Origin of the sequence: Anaeromonas frigoriresistens, from assembly GCF_016820655.1 — a bacterium.
In the GTDB taxonomy this organism is placed as follows: domain Bacteria; phylum Bacillota; class Clostridia; order Tissierellales; family SIT17; genus Anaeromonas; species Anaeromonas frigoriresistens.
In genome coordinates this window covers 529,294-549,252 of the sequence record NZ_WSFT01000053.1, presented here as the reverse complement: position 1 = coordinate 549,252, position 19,959 = coordinate 529,294, and the positions used below count along the sequence as shown (strand labels likewise).

At 27.8% G+C, this 19,959-nt stretch carries 20 protein-coding genes and 1 other annotated feature; of the genes, 17 read left to right on the top strand and 3 right to left on the bottom strand.

The features are described 5' to 3' along the window. Nucleotides 1-151: 151 nt before the first annotated feature. Nucleotides 152-409, top strand: a binding site (T-box leader). A 126-nt stretch (nucleotides 410-535) separates the two neighbouring features. Further along, a complete protein-coding gene (asnA, locus tag GOQ27_RS16945; protein ID WP_203368053.1) occupies nucleotides 536-1,558 on the top strand; it encodes an aspartate--ammonia ligase in 1,023 nt (340 codons plus the stop codon). Between the two features lie 61 nt (nucleotides 1,559-1,619). Here the strand turns inward: asnA and GOQ27_RS16940 are convergent, their stop codons facing one another. Further along, a complete protein-coding gene (locus tag GOQ27_RS16940) occupies nucleotides 1,620-2,639 on the bottom strand; it encodes a ribonuclease H-like domain-containing protein (protein ID WP_203368052.1) in 1,020 nt (339 codons plus the stop codon). Nucleotides 2,640-2,867: 228 nt separating this feature from the next. Here GOQ27_RS16940 and GOQ27_RS16935 point away from each other — a divergent pair, with 228 nt between their 5' ends. The 8 genes from GOQ27_RS16935 to GOQ27_RS16900 all read left to right on the top strand — a co-directional run bounded on the left by GOQ27_RS16935 (nucleotide 2,868) and on the right by GOQ27_RS16900 (nucleotide 9,421). Next, the gene (locus GOQ27_RS16935) at nucleotides 2,868-3,431 is read left to right on the top strand and encodes a hypothetical protein (protein ID WP_203368051.1); all 564 of its coding nucleotides are present in this window, start codon (nucleotides 2,868-2,870) and stop codon (nucleotides 3,429-3,431) included. 91 nt (nucleotides 3,432-3,522) lie between these two features. After that, a complete protein-coding gene (locus GOQ27_RS16930; RefSeq protein WP_203368050.1) occupies nucleotides 3,523-3,936 on the top strand; it encodes an NUDIX domain-containing protein in 414 nt (137 codons plus the stop codon). After that, nucleotides 3,923-5,293, top strand: coding sequence for a hypothetical protein (locus GOQ27_RS16925; protein ID WP_203368049.1), 1,371 nt, complete (start codon nucleotides 3,923-3,925; stop codon nucleotides 5,291-5,293). Before GOQ27_RS16930 ends, GOQ27_RS16925 begins: the two co-directional genes overlap by 14 nt. Before the next feature lie 74 nt (nucleotides 5,294-5,367). Next, the gene (locus tag GOQ27_RS16920) at nucleotides 5,368-6,372 is read left to right on the top strand and encodes an acyl-CoA dehydratase activase-related protein (RefSeq protein WP_203368048.1); all 1,005 of its coding nucleotides are present in this window, start codon (nucleotides 5,368-5,370) and stop codon (nucleotides 6,370-6,372) included. Continuing rightward, nucleotides 6,344-7,450, top strand: a complete 1,107-nt coding sequence (locus tag GOQ27_RS16915; RefSeq protein WP_203368047.1) for an acyl-CoA dehydratase activase-related protein — start codon at nucleotides 6,344-6,346, stop codon at nucleotides 7,448-7,450. The genes GOQ27_RS16920 and GOQ27_RS16915 overlap by 29 nt, the downstream gene beginning before the upstream one ends. Continuing rightward, nucleotides 7,425-8,402, top strand: a complete 978-nt coding sequence (locus tag GOQ27_RS16910; protein WP_203368046.1) for an acyl-CoA dehydratase activase — start codon at nucleotides 7,425-7,427, stop codon at nucleotides 8,400-8,402. The genes GOQ27_RS16915 and GOQ27_RS16910 overlap by 26 nt, the downstream gene beginning before the upstream one ends. 66 nt (nucleotides 8,403-8,468) lie before the next feature. Continuing rightward, entirely contained in the window at nucleotides 8,469-8,936 is a 468-nt protein-coding gene (locus tag GOQ27_RS16905) for a nucleoside recognition domain-containing protein (RefSeq protein WP_207751334.1), read from the top strand. 14 nt (nucleotides 8,937-8,950) lie between these two features. Then, nucleotides 8,951-9,421, top strand: a complete 471-nt coding sequence (locus GOQ27_RS16900) for a nucleoside recognition domain-containing protein (RefSeq protein ID WP_252187871.1) — start codon at nucleotides 8,951-8,953, stop codon at nucleotides 9,419-9,421. Between the two features lie 25 nt (nucleotides 9,422-9,446). Here GOQ27_RS16900 and GOQ27_RS16895 read toward each other — a convergent pair whose 3' ends face one another. Then, on the bottom strand, nucleotides 9,447-10,391 hold the full coding sequence (locus tag GOQ27_RS16895; protein ID WP_203368044.1) for a hypothetical protein: 945 nt from the start codon (nucleotides 10,389-10,391) through the stop codon (nucleotides 9,447-9,449). A gap of 162 nt (nucleotides 10,392-10,553) precedes the next feature. On the opposite strand from GOQ27_RS16895, the gene GOQ27_RS16890 reads away from it, so the two are divergent. After that, nucleotides 10,554-11,963, top strand: coding sequence for a hypothetical protein (locus GOQ27_RS16890; RefSeq protein WP_203368043.1), 1,410 nt, complete (start codon nucleotides 10,554-10,556; stop codon nucleotides 11,961-11,963). Nucleotides 11,964-11,981: 18 nt separating this feature from the next. On the opposite strand, the gene GOQ27_RS16885 is transcribed toward GOQ27_RS16890, so the two are convergent. After that, on the bottom strand, nucleotides 11,982-12,971 hold the full coding sequence (locus GOQ27_RS16885; protein WP_203368042.1) for an asparaginase: 990 nt from the start codon (nucleotides 12,969-12,971) through the stop codon (nucleotides 11,982-11,984). 544 nt (nucleotides 12,972-13,515) lie between these two features. On the opposite strand from GOQ27_RS16885, the gene GOQ27_RS16880 reads away from it, so the two are divergent. The 7 genes from GOQ27_RS16880 to thiI are packed head-to-tail and all read left to right on the top strand — an operon-like array spanning nucleotide 13,516 to nucleotide 19,950. Then, nucleotides 13,516-14,007: a DUF8052 family protein gene (locus tag GOQ27_RS16880; protein ID WP_203368041.1), complete on the top strand. Its 492-nt coding sequence runs from the start codon at nucleotides 13,516-13,518 to the stop codon at nucleotides 14,005-14,007. 20 nt (nucleotides 14,008-14,027) lie between these two features. Further along, on the top strand, nucleotides 14,028-15,632 hold the full coding sequence (locus GOQ27_RS16875; RefSeq protein WP_203368040.1) for a carbon starvation CstA family protein: 1,605 nt from the start codon (nucleotides 14,028-14,030) through the stop codon (nucleotides 15,630-15,632). A gap of 55 nt (nucleotides 15,633-15,687) precedes the next feature. Further along, nucleotides 15,688-15,984 (top strand): DUF7990 family protein, encoded by a 297-nt coding sequence (locus GOQ27_RS16870; protein WP_203368039.1) that lies wholly within the window; start codon nucleotides 15,688-15,690, stop codon nucleotides 15,982-15,984. 41 nt (nucleotides 15,985-16,025) lie between these two features. After that, a complete protein-coding gene (locus GOQ27_RS16865; RefSeq protein WP_203368038.1) occupies nucleotides 16,026-16,952 on the top strand; it encodes an ArsA family ATPase in 927 nt (308 codons plus the stop codon). A gap of 40 nt (nucleotides 16,953-16,992) precedes the next feature. Then, a complete protein-coding gene (locus tag GOQ27_RS16860) occupies nucleotides 16,993-17,604 on the top strand; it encodes a lactate utilization protein (protein ID WP_203368037.1) in 612 nt (203 codons plus the stop codon). 14 nt (nucleotides 17,605-17,618) lie between these two features. Next, the gene (locus tag GOQ27_RS16855; RefSeq protein ID WP_203368036.1) at nucleotides 17,619-18,776 is read left to right on the top strand and encodes a cysteine desulfurase family protein; all 1,158 of its coding nucleotides are present in this window, start codon (nucleotides 17,619-17,621) and stop codon (nucleotides 18,774-18,776) included. Between the two features lie 4 nt (nucleotides 18,777-18,780). After that, nucleotides 18,781-19,950, top strand: a complete 1,170-nt coding sequence (gene thiI, locus GOQ27_RS16850; protein ID WP_203368035.1) for a tRNA uracil 4-sulfurtransferase ThiI — start codon at nucleotides 18,781-18,783, stop codon at nucleotides 19,948-19,950. Nucleotides 19,951-19,959 lie beyond the last annotated feature (9 nt).

Sequence of the window (19,959 nt, the reverse complement as noted above, 5' to 3'; positions counted from 1 at the left end):
AAAATCCCCGTGTCGGTGGTTCGATTCCGCCTCTGGGCACCATAAAAAAAGACTTCCAATTTATTTGGAAGTCTTTTTTTGTTATAAAATTATGGTAACCTATTGACATAATTTTAAAATTGGATTATAATTATTACAATATATTAATAATAAAAAAACAGTGAAGAGAAGAGTAGGTATAATATTAACTTTTAGCGAGCTAGTGATGGTGAGAGACTGGTAGAAGATATATACTGAAGAACATCTCGGAGTTTCTAACCGAAATTTTATAAAGTAGGCTTAGACGGTATCAATCCCGTTATCAAATTGACAAGTATCGAATATATAATTATATTCTGTACTTATTAAGATAGCTATTTAAACTAGCTAAAATGGGTGGTACCGCGAAGACAAGTCTTTCGTCCTATATATAGGATTGAAAGACTTTTTTTATTATTAATATAAAAGTATTATCTTTAAATAACTTTATTGTAATACTGTTTTGCTGGCCAGCAAATTATACTGTACTAACAATATATAAGATGGAGGAATGTAAATGGAAGCTATAGAAAAAAAACTAATAATACCAAAAACCTATAAAGCAAAACTTGATTTATTAGAAACAGAGGTAGCTATAAAAGAAGTTAAGGATTATTTTGAAAGATCTTTATCTAAAAAGCTTGATTTGACGAGAGTATCAGCTCCGTTATTTGTAATATCAGATACTGGACTTAATGATAATTTAAATGGAGTTGAAAGACCTGTATCTTTTGATGTTCTAGGAGTTGGTGGTAAAGATGTTGAAATTGTTCATTCTCTAGCAAAATGGAAGCGTATGGCATTAAGTAGATATAATTTTAAAATTGGAGAAGGTTTGTATACAGATATGAATGCTATTCGTAGGGATGAAGACTTAGATAATATTCATTCAATATATGTTGATCAATGGGATTGGGAGAAAATAATTAATAAAGAGGATAGAAAAATAGAATCTTTAAAATCAATAGTCAAAAAAATCTATTATGTATTTAAAGATACAGAAAGGTATATCAATAATAAATATGCCAAACTCAAAAGTTTTCTACCTAATGAAATATACTTTATTAGTAGTCAAGAATTAGAAGATAGGTATCCCAATTTTACTCCAAAGGAAAGAGAGCATGCTATCGCAAAGGAAAAGGGAGCAGTCTTTATTATGCAAATTGGGAACATGTTAAATTCTGGTATTAAGCATGATGGAAGAGCACCTGATTATGATGATTGGGAATTAAATGGAGATATTATTTTTTGGTATCCAGTGCTGAATATTGCTTTAGAAGTATCATCTATGGGAATAAGAGTTTCCGAGGAATCGTTAAAAAGACAATTAAAGGTAGCTGGATGTGAGCATCGTAAAAGCTTAAGATATCACAGAGAGCTACTAGAAGGTAAACTTCCCTATACAATTGGAGGAGGAATAGGTCAATCACGAATATGTATGTTCTTTTTACAGAAAGCTCATATAGGAGAAGTTCAAGCTGCAATATGGCCTGAAGATATGATAAAAGAATGTGAAAAACAAAAAATAATGATATTATAATAAACAGCTCTAAACTATATAGTTTAGAGCTGTTTATTATAATATCAAGTAAAACTCAATACTATGTTATATATAGGTCTTTGAAAATCTGATTAATAAAAGAATCAAATAGTGGTTCTATATTTTTATAAATGATATTTTTATTTTCTTCTAAAAGTATAAGCTCTTTTGGCAATTTATATTTCGATTGATCGATTAATAACGAAGAAAAGGAATACATTCTCTGATCTAAGTATGAACAAGATTTACCTGTGGATAGCTTTCCTTTCATAATTGAAATTGATAGTTCAAAAGTTCCTTTATTAGGTAGCCATTTAAAAGTGTAATTATCTTTAAAATACATTTGCTTTTTTAGATCTAGAATATTAGATGTTCCTTTGATACTTAGTCTTTCACCTTCTAAAGTTATATTTCTTATATCTGAATCAAATTGTATTATACAGTTATTAATATTTTGTGTACTATTTATTCTAGACATTTTCTCAATCAAGTCATATATTTTCAATAATTCAGGCAGATAGTATATATCATCGTAATTATGCTTCAAAATTAATTCCTTAATATCCTGATTCTTATTAGTGATATATTCATAATAGAGATCTATACTTTCTTTACCAGATATAAAATCATCTCTAAAAATACCAAGTTTTCTTTCAACGGTTTTTAATTTACAATTATCTAAATCTAATAATGTCTTATGATTTCTAACCTCTTTTAAGAGATCTATATTGATATTTTTATCAATTGAGTAGTCAATATTATTATATTCAAATCTTTTATTTAAGAATGGAATATCGAATGTGTCTCCATTAAAGGATATTATAATATCAAATTTTGAAATAAAGCCTACAAATTTTATAAGTAAATTTTTTTCATCTTCTAATTTATTTGCAAAGAATTGTATAACTTTAATACCAGTTTGTGTAGGGTATAATATACCAATTAAAATCACTTTATTTTTCAATCTACTGAATCCAGTTGTTTCTATATCAAAAAAACAAAAAGTTTTATTTCTAAATATAGATTTCTTTTCATTAGGAATATTAATAAAAGAATTCAATTCTTTAGATATGATTTCCAACATAATTCCTCCTATATTAGTTTTAAGGGTGCATATATAATTATAGAGTATTTTATAATTATAGTAAAACATCAATATAATGCATATTATTTAATTAATGAAATAATGACTTATTAATACTTGACCATGGATTATAGAAATATGAATTGGGTATAAATAATTATTAGTAGCCAATCATCTGTTTAGTAGGTTTATAGATTATGTATTAAATCATTGAGGAGTGATAGAGTGACAATTATCGATATGAATGATTATTTAATCCAATATGTAGATAAGATATGTAATCAACGATTTACTAAAGATATAATGTTGGTATTTAATGATTATAGAGAAGATACAAAAGATGAAATAATAAAGCTTATTCATGAAAATGTATCATATTTATTAGATAATAGTATATTGCTAGATTATAGATTGATTAAAATAATGTGTTCAATGTTTTTAGGTCTATCTTGGAGTATGTATAGAAAAGGTAAAAATATATATAAGAATGATGAAAGTTTAAGACTCAATTTAATTGGAAATGGAAAAAAATATTTTTTAAATGAGTATATACAAAATTTAAATAATGAGTTAGAATTTGAAAAGGATATTGATGATATTTCTATAAGGTATTATACATTATACATAAGTAAGTATAATAAAGAAATAATAGATAGAATGAAATCTGTAAAATCAGATAAAAATATAGATGAAATACAATTAAAAGGGATTATACTAAATAAAATGAAAGATTTTAGCAGAAATAATGTTATTATGGGTATTGAAGATGAATTTATGAATGATGAGTAAAAAAAAATTAAAATGAATAATAAGATATGATATTATAGAGGGGGAGATAAACTCCCTTTATTTGTGTTGACATAAGGAAAGGAAGAATTCTATGTTTAAAATTTTGACAAAAAGTATTATTGTAAAAGATAAGGAGATTCTAATTTTAAAGAGATCTGAAAATTCAAGTTTTGGTGGAAAACTATGGGATATTCCCGGAGGAAAATTAGAATTTGGTGAAACTCTTAAGGAAAGCATTATAAGAGAAATTAAAGAAGAAACTAATATTGATATAAACATAAAAAAAACTATCGCATCAACTTCATCAATAAATAAAAGTAATGACAAGCAATTTATAACATTAATATATCTATGTGAATATCACAGTGGAGATATTAAACTTGATGATGAGCATATTGATTATAAGTGGATTAAACCAAAAGATGCATTAAATTTACCTATGGTATATTATGCTATAGAAGGAGTAAAAGCTATATTAGAGGAGTGTAAACATGGACATAAATAAAAACGAACTAAAGAATAGCCTTAAAAGTGCTTCTAAGAATCAAAATTCTGTAATAATAAAACTATCTTTTTTAGAAATATTGTATAGAAAAAAACTAACAAATAAATATGAGAGTGATATAAATAGAATATTAGATACTTTAGGTTTGAAAGGTGAAAACATTAAAGAAATTAAACATAAAATGATAGATAAAATAGATAAGATAGATATAATTTATGAAGAAAATTTAGTAGATGAAAATATTGGATTAGAGTATTTTAAAAATATAAGAAATGATATACATAATATTTTAATAGACTTATCTAGGTATCTTACAGAGATATCATACTATAATAATATTTATTATGATATTATAAGTAGGAGTGAGTTTGATAGTAATATTAGAATTAATTTTGAAGAATTCTACAAAGAAATATACTCTTTTTTAATGAAAGATGAGACTCTCTTAAATCAAAAAATATCTGAAATAGTATGGACTATACCTATTAAAATATCTAAAAAGAAGTATTATGACATTATAGAGAATTCATTTAAATATAGTTTTAAAAATAGTAGCAAGAAAAAGGTTGATATACTATTTAAAAGGTTCAAAAGTATCTTTAATGGGACCTTAGAATGGGGTTATGTTGATTCTTTTGATAAATATTTCAGACTGAGTCAGTATTATAAAGATATTGATTATAAGAAGCTTTCAACTCAAGAATTAGAAAAGGAATATATTAGTAGTGGAGAGGTTATTAAAGAAATCGAGATATTATTAGATTATATTAGAGAATTGGGTATGATAACAAATAAATTTATAATAATCAATATTTTAAAGAATAATATGAGTTCTTCAGAAAAGAAAGATATAACAAAATTTATTAATGAAATTAATAAAAACTCTGAAGAAACATTGAAAGATAGAATAGATACAATGGAGAAGTTATTGATTTCTTCTACAAAAGAATATCAGGATATAACAAAAGATATAATAAATAGTAATATTAATATAGATGATGATTTGCAATCATTATATAGTACAACTGAGAAAGTTATCGGATATTTAAAAGATTATTTTATTGAAAGTGAAGAATTGATTTTTAGTAAGGATGAAATAGTAGATCAATCTTATTTGAATAAAACAATTGATAATTTTATACAATTTATTGAAAGAAATGTTAGAAATATGGATAATGTAAATAGGAAAATTAGAATGAAAAAAATATTATCATTATTAGATACTCCTTTTAGAACTCCTGATGAATTTTTCGATTATCTGAAAAGTAGTATAGAGTTTAATAATGATAAAGAAGAGATAAAATACATATTTAATGAAATATATACTATAATATCAAATTATAAAGAGAGGCCATAATATGGTCTCTCTTTATTTATGTGTAATAAAATATGAAAAGTTGTCTATAATAATGAGTGGATTGGAGGTTTGACATGATAAAAATAGGTATTCCAAGAGGAATGAATTATTATGATTTCTTTCCTATTTGGTATGAATTTTTTAATGAATTAGGAGCAGAGGTTGTAGTATCACAAAAAACAAATAAAGATATATTAAATATGGGAGTATTAAATTGTGTAGATGATGCTTGTTTACCAGTAAAAGTATTTCATGGTCATGCATGTAATATAAAGGATAAAGTTGATTATATGTTCATACCTAGATTGATAAGTTTGAGCAAGAGAGAATTCGAATGTCCCAAAATATTAGGATTACCTGCAATGGTTAAGAATACAATACCTAATATGCCAGAGATAATTGATGTAGAAATCAATTTTAGAAAAAATAAGATTCATCTTTCTAGAGAAATATATCAAGCTGCAGAAAAAATCACTAAAAATCCAATAAAAATACAACAAGCATATAGAAAAGCAAAAGATGAATACAGAAAATATGAGCAGTTACTAAACAAAGGTGCTCATTGTGAATTAGCTATTAGTAATTATAAAAATCAATTTACTAGTTTTAATAAAAATCATAAAAATGATAAAAATAATTTAAATATTATATTATTAGGTCATCAATATAATATATATGATGATTATATAAATATGAATATTTTCAAAAAATTAAATAAGAGAGGGATAAATATCTTAACACCTAATATGGTAGATGGGAAACAGATTAATAATTATATTTCACATTTGCCTAAGAGGATGTTTTGGACATCTGGGAAGAAAATAGTAGGTGCTACTTCTTTTTTAATAAACCAAAGAAAAGTTGATGGAATAATTTTTATTTCTTCTTTTGGATGTGGATTAGATTCTATATTAATAGATATAGTAGAAAGGGAAGCAAAAAGTTTTAAAGTTCCTTTTAATCTAATTACACTAGATGAACATTCTGGTGAAGCAGGTATTAATACAAGAATTGAAGCTTTTATAGATATGTTAGAATGGAGGATGAAAGATGAAGATCACTTTCCCACATATGGGTAATGTATATATTGCAGCTAAAGGACTATTAGAAGAAATAGGTAGAGAAGTAGTACTTCCTCCCCCTATAACAAAGAAAACATTAGAATTAGGAACTAAGTATACCCCTGAATCAATTTGTCTTCCATTGAAAATTAACATAGGAAATTATATCGAAAGTATAGAAAAAGGTGCTGATACAATACTTATAACAGGAAGCTGCGGACCATGTAGGTTTGGATTTTATGGAAGTATGGAGAAGAGAATTTTAAAAGATTTAGGATATGATGTTGAATTTATAAGTTTTGATCCTCCAGAAGGAAATCCAAATGCTTTATTAACTGAAATATTAAAAGCAGCAGGAACAAAAAATATATTTAAAATTATGAAAGCAGTATCCAGAGGAAAACAAGTATTGTACTCAGCTGATAATTTATTAGATTATTCAAATTATAAAAGAGCAGTTGCTATAAACAAAAATAAAGTTGATCAAATTATGGATGAATTTTATTTTAAAATTGAAGGAACTAAAGGGGTAAATGAAATAAATTCGTTGATTAGTTCATCTTATGATAAATTAAAAATTTTAAAAGAAGATAATAAAATAGACAATTTAAAAATAGGAATAATTGGTGAAATATATACGATAATAGAACCTTTTGTTAATCTTAATATTGAAAAAAAATTGGGACATATGGGTGTAATTGTTGAGAAATCTTTGACACCTAGTAAATGGGTCTCTCATCATATAGGGTTAGGTCAGATAGGAATAAGTGAGGAAAGAAAGAAATGGAAAAAAGCTAAACCTTATTTACCAACTTTAGTAGGAGGACATGGAAGAGAAACTGTGGGAAGTGCTATTTTATATGCTGAGGAGAATTTTGATGGGTTGATACAGATCCTTCCTTTTAATTGTATGCCAGAGATAGTAGCAGAGAGTGTATTGCCTTCTGTTCAAAAGGACTATAATATTCCAATAATGACTTTAATAGTAGATGAAATGACTGGAGAAGCCGGTTACTTGACAAGAATTGAAGCGTTCATTGATTTAGTTAGAAAAAGAAAGGAGTCTGAAAATGAAAGAATTATTTGTAGGAGTTGATGTTGGTTCGGTAAGTACAAATATAGTGATATTAGATGATAAAAACAATTTATTAGAAAATAAGTATGTAAGGACTAGAGGAAATCCTATAAAAGTAATAACAGAAGCAATGAAGGAAGTAGGAAATAAATATAAAGATAATGATATTAAAGGAGTAGGAACCACAGGTAGTGGACGAAATTTAGCAGATATTATTTTAGGAGCTGACATTGTAAAAAATGAAATCACCGCCCATGCTATTGCAGCAATTAATTTTATACCGGATGTTAAGACTATTTTAGAAATTGGAGGTCAAGATTCCAAGATTATATTAATTGATAATGGGATAGTTACAGACTTTGCAATGAATACTGTTTGTGCTGCTGGTACGGGATCCTTCTTAGACAGGCAATCCCAAAGACTTGGGATAGAAATACAGGATTTTGGAGATATAGCAATTCAATCAGAAAACCCAGTAAGAATAGCAGGAAGATGTGCTGTTTTTGCAGAATCAGATATGATACATAAACAACAATTAGGGCATAACCAGGAGGATATTATAAATGGTTTATGTGAAGCTTTAGTTAGAAACTATTTAAATAACTTAGCTAAAGGAAAAAATATAAAAGAACCAATAGTATTTCAAGGAGGAGTGGCTGCTAACAAGGGAATAAAGAAAGCTTTTGAAAAGTACTTAGGTAAAGAAATATATATTCCTGAATATCATGATGTTATGGGAGCTATAGGGGCTGCTATACTTGCAAAAGAAAAAATTAAAAAGGCTAAACACACTAGGTTTAGAGGGTTTGATTCTATTAAGTTAGACTATAAGGTTCGTGGATTCGAGTGCAATGACTGCCCAAATATGTGTGAGGTTGTAGAGATAATTGCAGATAATAAAGTTTTAGCAAGGTGGCAAGATAAATGTGGTAAACATTCAAACTATATTAATAATAATGATAAATTAGCTTAAAGCACTGATATCAGTGCTTTATTTTATGGTATAATATATAGGATATTTTGTTAAGGAGGACTTAAAATGGTAGAAAATAATTTAGATAAATCAAACAATATAAATGATAAAAAAGTAGATATTAAATTAACATTCATAAAAGGTTTAAAAAAAGGATTATCTACTACTTTATTTTTGGCAAAAATAATTATTCCAGTTTATTTTTTTATTACTTTACTAAAATACACTGGTATATTAAGTTGGATATCTACATACCTTGCGCCTATAATGGGTATATTTGGACTACCGGGAGATGCAGCTATAGCTCTAGTCTTTGGGAATTTTGTCAATATATATGCAGCCTTAGCAGTAATATCAGGACTTAGTCTAACTAGTAAAGAAATTACTATCTTAGCGGTGATGTTATCTTTTTCCCATAGCTTATTTATGGAAACTGCAGTTGCTAAAAAAACAGGATTAAGTGTAATGGTAGTACTATCATTACGAATAGGTTTAGCATTAATTTCAGGAATCGTTCTTAATGTAGTTTTATAAAGGGGATGGATATTATGTTACAGTATTTTGGGGAAAGTATATCCCAAAGTTTTTCTTCTATTTTAACAATATCGAAGGTTATTATACCTTTAATGATAGCAATGGAATTTTTAAAGGAATATAAGATTATAGATAAACTCTCCAATTTGCTAAGCCCTCTTTCTAGATTATTAGGGATGTCTAAGAAGACTATATTTCCCTTAGTAGTAGGATTAACATTGGGGTTAGCCTATGGAGCAGGGGTAATAATACAAATTGCTAAAGAAGGAAAATTATCAAAAAAAGATCTATATTTATTACTTATTTTTTTAGTAGCATGTCATTCAGTTATTGAAGATACGTTACTATTCGTAGCTATGGGAGCTAATGGTTGGTTATTATTATCATTTAGAATTGTAGTAGCGTTAATATTAACCATATTAGCATCTAAAAATATAGATAAAATATTATCTATCAAAGAAGATAAAATAAAACAAGGACTCTAAATATTTAGAGTCCTTGTTTTTGATATTAATCTATTGGATCTAAGTCTTCTTGACCTAATGCACATCCGTGCTTTTCATTACTTTCATCTATTTGTCTAGGGAATAGAGATGGGAATGTTTCACATATTGGAGCTATTTCTGCTGCTAATTGTGGGAAACCTGTTGATAGTACACATAGTTGAACAGGTACTACTATTTTCTTCTCACAAGTTACACATAAGGAAACTAATAGATTACCTCTAACTGCTCCAGTTTCAGGATTTACCATTAAATCTCTAGTTATATTCTGAGTAGCTAATCTTGTTTCACAAGCTATATTACAGAACTCTGTAAATCTTGGCAAGAATGCTCCTTCAAATACTGAAGGTAAACATAACTGGAAGAAGTTGGTTAAAATTAATGGATCATTAATTGGTGCAACTGGTACATTTGCAGTTAATGTAGCTCTACATCTTTCGCCACAGTCATCTGTATAAAGTATATCTATTTCTACTATAACGTTTCCTGTAATTTTAATATTTTGTGTTCCAAAAATAGGAGTTCCTCTATCTTCTTCATCACAATCAGTAGTATCAACAAACACTAGTCTTTCGCTTCTTGTTCCATCTGGACCTATAACTTTAACATCTTTATCTCCACATTTTACAAAATCAGCGCCTGAAATTTCTGTTTCAGGGGTAACTGTCAAGTTTTTAGGGTCCTTAATATCTGCAGGATTAAAGAATTTTTTACATCTAATATCTATAACTCTTAATATTCTAGATCCTACAGGAAGTCTTGGTCTAAAACCTTGACCAGCTATAGTTCTTAAGCCTTGTAAGTTGAATAGGGCTGCATCGTATACTTTCTGTACATATATAGGTTCAGTTACAACATTTCTTAAAGAACCATCGAAATCACACCCAGTAGTAGCATCACAACATTGTTCAGGTTGTGTTAAATCTAAAAGATCGCTTTTATTTCTTTTCATTCTTTTTTCCTCCTTAATACAAATTGGAAATGTTCTTCCTACTTTTAATATATTCTTATCACTGTATTCTGCTACTTTTTTTTCGAATTGTAATAATTTAAAAGATATTCAAATATTATTTAATATAGTTTAAGTAAAATTATTTTAGAAAGGAGGACATAAATGTCTTTATTAAAGAACCCAAGCTATTTATTAACAGATTCTTTCAATAATATCTATCATATTTTATACAAGGATAATACACTTATCTCCATTATCTATGATAAATCAAGGGGAGGTAATGAAGAAAGAAAATTATTCGAAAACTGCAATGAACACTTTTTTGCAACCATAGATAAAAAAAATAATATATATATAATTTGTCAGGAACTGAATGAAAAAAAAGTATATTTATTAGTCTACAATAATGGTCAATGGTCTAAAACTGTAGTTGAGGATAAAGAAAAACAAAAAATATATGAACCGAAAATAGTTCATATAGGAGATAATGTTCACATTTTTTATCTTAAAAGAAATAATGAAAATATAGATAATTACGATTTTATACATATAGTAGTTTCTAAGAATATAATATTGAATAATAAATTATTCCATATAAAAACAAATGGGATATTAAGCCCTTACAGTATAAATAAATATAAAAATGGAGTACTCATTACTTATATAAGTTCGGAAGAATACTATCACAAAATCATTTTAAGATATTTTGATATAAATACAAATGAAATAATGGAAGAAGTAATTACAAATAATGATGAATATGAAAAGTTTTATTTAGATTCCTTAATTATAAACAACACTACTTTGTTAATAACATATTGTGGAAAAGAAGCAGGAAATTATAAAGTAATATGTGATTATATAGCTTTAAATGACACAATACCAAAATTAGAAGCTAGAGCAGTACTATCAAATGCTTCTAACTGTATATATCCAACTTTAGTGTATGATGAAAATGATTTATGGGTGATATGGCATGAATATCAAGGAATAATGAGTTCTGTTAAAAGAAGTAATTCAAAAGTTTTTACTGGTCCTTATCTATGGAATAACTCAAAAGGTAAAGATATATTAAGATATGGTTATGTTTCTAATAATAGAAATATTAAAAAGAGGTATAAGTTGAATTACTCCTTTGGAATGGCTCCGCCTAATGTATCCTTTATAGGGTTTGGAAATTTAAATGATGTTAAAGAGGTACCATTAAAAAAAAAATCAGAGGATGGGGGGGACTATGAAGATATGACGGAAAAAAATAACCATGATGAGTATGTAAAGCCTCAGAGATATTATGAAAAAGATGTAGCAGGATATGATGATAACTTCGAAGAATATAAGAGAGACATTGAAGAAAATAAAAGACTTTTAGGTAAGTTATTACAGAGTACCATAAAAGAAAAAGATATGTATAAAGAACTTACTGAAAGAATAGAGAATCTGGAAAGTAAAATAAAATCAAATTCTATATTAGAAAAAGATGAAAGTTATAAAAATCTAAAACAGAGAGTACAAGATATTGAAGATTATTTATCAAGGAGAAGAAGAAACGGAATATTTGGACCAAGAGGATAAATAGGGCTTATATAAGCCCTATTTAAATCTTCCTTTTTCAAATAAATCTCTTATTATATCCATATCTGATGTAACACTTAATGCTAACATTAACTTCATCCTAGCTTTTTGCCCTGGAAGATTAAAGCCAAATATTGCCCCAGAATTTCTTAGCATTTTTCCAGCACCTAAGTAACCATAAGTATCTAAGACTCTACCAGTTGGGCAACGAGAAACAATAACAACAGGAATATTTTGAGATATTGCCCTTTCAATACCCTCTAACATATCGGGGGGAACATTACCTCTACCTAAGGCTTCAATGACTAAACCACGATAACCAGAATTAATATGGAAATCAATAATATCAGAATTCATACCAGCACCACATTTAATTAGACCAACTTTTGATTCTACAGTTTCAATATCCAATATATGATCATGGGATCTTTTATCCCTATAATAGATTACTTCATCATTATCTACTATACCTAATGGTCCAAATTCAGGAGATTTAAAAGTGTTTAATGACAATGTATTTGTTTTGGTTACCTCAGTAGCAGCATTAACTTCATTATTCATAACTACCAAGACACCTTTGTTAATTGATTCATCAGAAATTGCAGTACAAATTGCGGCAGATAAGTTACTTGGACCATCATAACCTAATTCAGAGCCATTTCTCATAGCCCCTACAACAATAATAGGTTTTTCTGAATTTATAGTCCATTCTAAGAAAAAGGCAGTTTCTTCTAAAGTATCTGTTCCATGGGTAACTACAACACCATTAATGTCTTCTCTTTTCAATACATCTTTAATTAAATTAGATAATTCGAGCATTAATTCAGGTGTCATATGAGGTCCAGGAAGTTTAGAGAAGTTAATTATCTCTATATCTGCATATCTTTCTATATTAGTGACCATAGCCATAATTTGCTCACTACTTAAAGCTGGAATTGCAGCATTTATTCTTGGATCTATTTTCATTGATATAGTTCCACCGGTAAATATAACAGCTATTTTTTTCAAAATAAACCCTCCAATCGAAATAGTATGACATAATTATTCTAACAGAATATAATATAAATTTCATTAGATTTAAGGAATGAATGTTATGAAAATAGTATTAAATAAAGTTCACAATAAAATTATTGGTTTTTTTAGATATATATTATACAAAAATGATTATGAAATAATAACATCCAGTTATGGGAAATGTGAAATTAATAATATAGTAAAAAAATAAAGGATGGCTTAATTAAGCCATCCTTTATTTTTTTACTGCATTCACGTAAGAATGCGAAGTAATTAAAACCGTTCAAAAGGGGTATTGGGAATAGAGATTTAATTTGAGGTTACCAGGGGGATAACCAATACAAATTATAACAAAATACGACAAAGTTCGCAAGTGTTTTTATTAAAATTATTATATTAAATAAATGACTTAAATTTTATAAATATTAAATCCTATTACTAAAGTTATCCGAATACTATGATGATTTAATCAATATAATTTATTAAAGTACACTATATAGAAAATTAAAATACATATAAAGAAAAGGAGATGAGAAAAATGGACTTTATCACTTATAAAAATAAAATGAAAGATAAGTATAAAGTATATTTTGATATAGAGAAGAACAGCGATATCTTTAATACATTTGATATGGTTGCAAAGTCAAATATTAAAAATGAAAAATTCTTTTTAACAAAAAAATCAGTAATATATTCTTATGAAAATAATGAAGTATGCTTAATTAAGTATACAAAAGAAATAGATGAAGTATGTTTAGATGAGTTTATATGTAGCATTAAAGAAAATATGGACAAAGCTACAGTGCAAGATGAAAATCACATGTCTACAGTTTTTACTGGGATATTGGTAACTGATAAAAATGATAATATTCAATTGCATAATAAAATTAAAAAATTCAAATATTATCAATCTTATTGCTTGGGACTTAGGGGGTGGTCAGAAATAAGATTAATTTTAATTACTTTAAGAGATGGGAAGGTGATATGTAGTAAAAAAGCTAAAAAGATCAAATCATTTTATGAACCATAGAATTAGAAAGGGGGATAATAATGAGTGCATTAGTTTTAATTATTACTTCAATCGTAATTTTTTTAGTAGCCTATGTAACTTATGGAGCTTGGCTTAGTAAAAAGTGGGGGATAGATTCAAATAGAAAGACACCAGCCCATGTATTTAATGACGGAGTTGATTATGTACCAGCGAAGGCACCAGTATTATTAGGACATCATTTTGCATCGATAGCTGGAGCAGGTCCAATAGTGGGACCAATAGCTGCTGCTATATTTGGCTGGATTCCAGTGGCGTTATGGATTGTAATTGGATCTATATTCTTTGGAGGAGTACATGATTTTGGATCATTATTTACTTCTATTAGAAATAGCGGTAAATCAGTAGGGCAAGTTATCGAAGTTAATATAGGGAAATTTGGTAAGAGGTTATTTGCAATATTTGCTTGGCTAACATTACTTTTGGTAGTAGCAGCATTTACAAATATAGTAGCAGATACATTTGTAAATGTTCCTGAAGTGGCTACCACATCATTATGTTTTATTATTATAGCATTATTATTTGGATATTTGGTGTATAGAAGAGGAGTACCTTTAATAATTGGTACTATATTTGGAATTATATTGCTAGCACTTGCTATATGGCTTGGTATGGAATTCCCTATAGTACTATCTAAAGGTGCATGGATAGGTATTATACTAGTTTATATATTTATAGCATCAGTTACACCAGTATGGATATTGCTACAGCCTAGAGATTATCTCAATTCTTATTTATTATATGTGATGATGATAGGTGCTATATTAGGATTAGTTTTTTATAGACCAGAATTGCAACTACCTGCATTTACAGGCTTTAACATTAATGGATCAACCTTATTTCCAATGTTATTTGTAATAGTAGCTTGTGGTGCTATATCTGGCTTCCATTCTCTAGTTTCATCTGGTACCACTGCAAAACAAGTTGATAGTGAGAAGGATATTAAATTAATTGGATACGGTGGAATGCTTATTGAAGGGGTATTAGCTACTATAGCTCTAATTACTGCTGCTTATATTGGAAAGGATAAATTATCATTACTACTTGACAATGGAGGACCAGTAAATGTATTTTCAGATGGTGTAGGCACATTTATGACAAAAATAGGTATTGACTTTGATGCAGGAAAATCTTTTGTAGCATTATCTATATCTGCTTTTGCATTAACTAGTTTGGATACGGGGACTAGACTAGCTAGATTCATATTTCAAGAATTCTTTGAAGATAGCGCAAAAGAAAAACAGAGTATATTTGTAACTAATAGATATGTAGCTACAGGTATAACAGTAGTATTTGGTGGTTGGCTAGCTTTAATGGGATGGAGCAAGGTATGGCCACTTTTTGGATCTGCCAACCAATTATTAGCTGCCTTAGCTTTATTATCTTTAGCAGCTTATCTTAAAAATAAGAAAATGTCTATAAAAGCTGTAGTAATTCCTATGATATTTATGTTTATAGTAACATTAACTGCACTGATTATGTTAGTAATAAATAATATAGCGGTAGCAAATTATTTATTAGTAGGTCTAGCGATAGCATTATTTTTATTAGCTATAATATTGATATTACAATCATATAAAGTGCTATTAAATAAAAATAATCTATAATGTTAGAAGGGATCTTGCAAGATCCCTTCTAACATTATAGATTAGGAGGGATAATGTGATAAAAGCAATAAATATGAAAATTATAATAGATAATATTAAGTTGTTTTTCATTGGAGCCTTTAACATAAAAAGAAAATCAGTATCAATACTAAATACAGAAGCAAATAATGAGATGGATAATTTTTTATTGATATGTTTTGCAGATAATCTAGGAATACCACTACCTATTAGTTATTATACACTTGAATTATTACCTTATTTAGAGAAAGATATGGATAGATGGGTGGGAAGAATGGCTGAAAGAAAAGATATATGGCTAGAGAAATTCGGTGAGTATGATATGGATCCCTAATTTAAATACAACACTTTAGTTAAATATAAAGGAGGTAGAGCATGAATAAAATTATATTTTTTGGTGGTAAGGGAGGGGTAGGTAAGACTACATGCTCCTATGCACAAGCACATAAATTTTCAAAATTAGGATTTAGAACACTATTAATATCAACAGATCCAGCCCATTCTATATCAGATCTTGTATCGGTTAAAATAGGACCTAAAATTGTTAATATAAAAGATGACTTAGATTGTTTAGAAATAGATTCAAATTATGAGAGTAAAAAATATATACAAGCTATAAAAAAGAATCTAGGAAATATTCTAAGCCCAATTATATTAGAAGAAATTAATAGACAATTGGATATTGCATATATTTCTCCTGGCACCCAAGAGGCTGCATTGTTTGATAAAATGATAGAGATAATAATAGATAAAAATGGAGAATATGACAGAATAGTATTTGATACCGCTCCTACTGGACATACTCTAAGATTAATGTCTTTACCTGAGCTATTGTCAAGCTGGATAAACTCCTTAATAAATAATAGAAAAAAGGCTCTTAAAATTCGTCAAATGGTTAGAGAAGACGAAAGAGGGAATAAGAATATTATAGAAAATGATCCTATAATTCAAACTTTAATTAAAAGAAGAGAAAAAATATTAAAAGCTAGAGAAATATTGATTAATAAAAATATGCTAGAGTTTATATTTGTATTAAATCCAGAAAAACTAGCTATTGAGGAAACAAAAAAAGCATTAAGTATCTTGCAAAGAAATAAAATTAAAACAAATAAAATTATTGTGAACAGAGTATTACCAAACATTATAATGGATGATTTTTGGAGAGAGAAGAAAATAATTGAAGAAAGATATCTTACAGAAATTGGTCAAGTATTTAAGAAATATAAAATAATAAAAATTCCTTTACAAAAAATAGATATGAACTCTGAGAATATAGATATATTGGTTGATTACTTTATATGATATAATATATGACTAGAGATTTAGATAGGGAGGTATACTTATGGATAGATTAATAAATAGGACTATTGAGAGTTTACAGAAGAATGGATTTATAGTAGATTATTTCGAAGATATTAATGGAGCAAAAAAACATATTCTAGAAAAAATTGATCAGAAAGTTGATGTAGGTATAGGTGGATCAATGACAATCTTTGAAAGTGGCTTACATACAGATTTAATGGATAGAGGTAACGGTATATCCTGGCATTGGTTAGAAAAGCCTGAGGATAAATACATGGCTTTAGAAAGGGCATCTAGAACTCCTATATATATGTCTAGTGCTAATGCTATCACTCAGGATGGGAAAATTATTAATATTGATGGTGTTGGTAATAGAGTAGCATCTACTTTTTATGGTCATGATACTGTATATATTATAGCAGGTGTAAATAAAATAGTTGAAAATATTGAAGATGGAATAAAAAGAATTAAGACAGACGCTTGTCCTAAAAATGCAGAAAGGTTAGGACTGAATACCCCCTGTAGACATACAGGAAAATGTCATGACTGCAAATCTGATGATAGAATGTGTAACGTTACGGTTATAATAGAAAGTAAACCTGCAAAAACTGATATTAATATTATATTAGTAAATGAAAGTTTAGGATATTAAATAGAGGTGAAAAGATGTTTGTATACTTAGATAATAGTGCCACTACACGGCCTAGAGATGAAGTTATTGAAGAAATGAATGTAATTTTAAAAGAGGAGTATGGCAATCCTTCATCACTTCATAGAATGGGTCTTATAATAGAAAAGAAAATAAAAAAGTCAAGAAGTATGATTGCGGAGTATCTAAACGTTAAAAATGATGAAATATTTTTTACATCTGGAGGTACTGAGAGTAATAATATAGCGATACAAGGGATTATAAATAGATATAATAAAAAAGGAAAGCATATAATTACTTCTAAAATAGAACATTCTTCAGTACTGAATGTTTTTAAACAATATGAGAAAGAAGGATATTCTGTTACATATATAGATGTAAACAAAGATGGAATTATAGATATTGAGCAATTAAGAGAAGAAATTAAGGAAGATACAATCTTAGTTTCAATTATGATGGTGAATAATGAAACTGGAGCAATTCAACCTATATCTGAAATTAAGAAAATAATTAAGGAAGGAAATTTACAAACTAAACTCCATGTAGATGGAATTCAAGCCTTTAGTAAAATCCCTTTGAATATTAAAAACTTAGACATAGATAGTTTATCTTTTAGTGGTCATAAGATTCATGGACCAAAAGGTGTAGGTGGATTGTATATAAAAAAAGATTTAAAGCTAAAGCCCATTTTACATGGTGGAAATCAAGAAATGGGATTAAGATCTGGCACAGAAAATACTCCAGGAATTATAGGATTAGGAAAGGCTGTAGAGATATTAAATATATCAGGACTTGAAGAAAGAAATACTATAAAAGATTTGAAAAAATATTTTATTAAAGAAATTAAAGAGAACATAGAAAATATAAAATTAAATAGTTTAGAAAATGAAAAGGGAACAAGTCATATTGTTAATATATCATTTATGAACACAAGGGGAGAGGTTTTACTTCACTTTCTTGAGGGAGATGATATATATGTATCTACTGGGTCTGCATGCTCTTCAAAAGATAGTAAAGGAAGTCATGTTTTAAGAGCTATGGGTTTATCAGATAAAGAGATAGAAGGTGCAATTAGATTTAGCTTCAGTTTTTATAATACTAAAGCACAAATTGATTATGCTGTAATAAGATTAAAAACTAGAGTAGAAGAAATAAGAGATATAATGATGAGGTGATCAAATGAAAAGAATTATTAGTATAAGTGTTGGAGAAGTTGCATTAAAGAAAGGAAACAGAAACTTTTTTGAAAAAAAGTTATTAAGCCAAATAAAGATAGCTACTAAAGATTTAGGAAGGCCTAATGTTTATAGAGAACGGGGAAAGATGTACGTACAAGCAAATGAAGATAATTTAGATACTCTTATTAATAGAGTGAAAAAAGTGTTTGGAATTGTCCATGTTAGTCCAGGATACAAAGTAGAAAAAGATATAGAAACAATTAAAGATGCTGCAGTAAAGGCTATGGAAGAGGCAAGAAAATCTAGAGAAATAAAGACATTTAAAGTAGATTGTAAAAGAGCTGATAAAAAATTCCCAATGAATTCTATGGAAGTAGCAAGATCAGTAGGTGGACATATTTTAGAAAATACAGAAGGATTAAATGTAGATGTTCATAATCCAGATATTTATATCTATGTAGATATAAGAGATAATGCTTATATATTCTCAGAAAAAATAAAGGGCTATGGAGGATTACCACTAGGAACTAATGGCAAAGGATTATTATTATTATCTGGAGGTATTGATAGTCCTGTAGCAGGCTTTATGATTGCAAAAAGAGGTGTATCAATTGAAGCGGTTCACTACCATAGCTATCCATTTACTAGTGAGAGAGCAGAAGAAAAAGTGAAGGACTTAGCTAAAATTTTATCAAGGTATTGTGGTAAGATTAAATTGTATAGTGTTAATATACTTAATATACAAAAAGAGATTAATAAAAAGTGTCCAGAAGAAGAGATGACAATAATATCTAGAAGATTTATGATGAGAATAGCTGAAAAAATTGCAAAGGAAAATGATATAGATTCTCTAATAACAGGAGAAAGTCTTGGTCAAGTAGCCAGTCAAACCATGAAAGGGTTAAATGTAACCAATTCTTCTGTTAATATTCCGGTATTTAGACCTTTGATAGGGTTAGATAAAACAGAAATAACAGAAATTGCTCAAGATATAGAAACCTTTGAAACTTCTATATTACCTTTTGAAGATTGCTGTACTGTGTTTTTACCAAAACACCCTGTTACACGACCAAAATTAGAAGACATTGAACGATCTGAAGAAGCTTTAAATATAGAATTACTTATAAATGAAGCGGTTGAAGAAATGGATATATTAGATATTAGAATATAAAAAGGCTTA

What these genes read in the sequence shown, in the direction of transcription:
- asnA (WP_203368053.1), top strand. Translation starts at nt 536, where the DNA reads ATGGAAGCTATAGAAAAAAAACTAATAATACCAAAAACCTATAAAGCA.
- GOQ27_RS16930 (WP_203368050.1), top strand. Translation starts at nt 3,523, where the DNA reads ATGTTTAAAATTTTGACAAAAAGTATTATTGTAAAAGATAAGGAGATT.
- GOQ27_RS16925 (WP_203368049.1), top strand. Translation starts at nt 3,923, where the DNA reads ATGGACATAAATAAAAACGAACTAAAGAATAGCCTTAAAAGTGCTTCT.
- GOQ27_RS16920 (WP_203368048.1), top strand. Translation starts at nt 5,368, where the DNA reads ATGATAAAAATAGGTATTCCAAGAGGAATGAATTATTATGATTTCTTT.
- GOQ27_RS16915 (WP_203368047.1), top strand. Translation starts at nt 6,344, where the DNA reads ATGAAGATCACTTTCCCACATATGGGTAATGTATATATTGCAGCTAAA.
- GOQ27_RS16910 (WP_203368046.1), top strand. Translation starts at nt 7,425, where the DNA reads ATGAAAGAATTATTTGTAGGAGTTGATGTTGGTTCGGTAAGTACAAAT.
- GOQ27_RS16905 (WP_207751334.1), top strand. Translation starts at nt 8,469, where the DNA reads ATGGTAGAAAATAATTTAGATAAATCAAACAATATAAATGATAAAAAA.
- GOQ27_RS16900 (WP_252187871.1), top strand. Translation starts at nt 8,951, where the DNA reads ATGTTACAGTATTTTGGGGAAAGTATATCCCAAAGTTTTTCTTCTATT.
- GOQ27_RS16895 (WP_203368044.1), bottom strand. Translation starts at nt 10,391, where the DNA reads ATGAAAAGAAATAAAAGCGATCTTTTAGATTTAACACAACCTGAACAA.
- GOQ27_RS16890 (WP_203368043.1), top strand. Translation starts at nt 10,554, where the DNA reads ATGTCTTTATTAAAGAACCCAAGCTATTTATTAACAGATTCTTTCAAT.
- GOQ27_RS16880 (WP_203368041.1), top strand. Translation starts at nt 13,516, where the DNA reads ATGGACTTTATCACTTATAAAAATAAAATGAAAGATAAGTATAAAGTA.
- GOQ27_RS16875 (WP_203368040.1), top strand. Translation starts at nt 14,028, where the DNA reads ATGAGTGCATTAGTTTTAATTATTACTTCAATCGTAATTTTTTTAGTA.
- GOQ27_RS16865 (WP_203368038.1), top strand. Translation starts at nt 16,026, where the DNA reads ATGAATAAAATTATATTTTTTGGTGGTAAGGGAGGGGTAGGTAAGACT.
- GOQ27_RS16860 (WP_203368037.1), top strand. Translation starts at nt 16,993, where the DNA reads ATGGATAGATTAATAAATAGGACTATTGAGAGTTTACAGAAGAATGGA.
- GOQ27_RS16855 (WP_203368036.1), top strand. Translation starts at nt 17,619, where the DNA reads ATGTTTGTATACTTAGATAATAGTGCCACTACACGGCCTAGAGATGAA.
- thiI (WP_203368035.1), top strand. Translation starts at nt 18,781, where the DNA reads ATGAAAAGAATTATTAGTATAAGTGTTGGAGAAGTTGCATTAAAGAAA.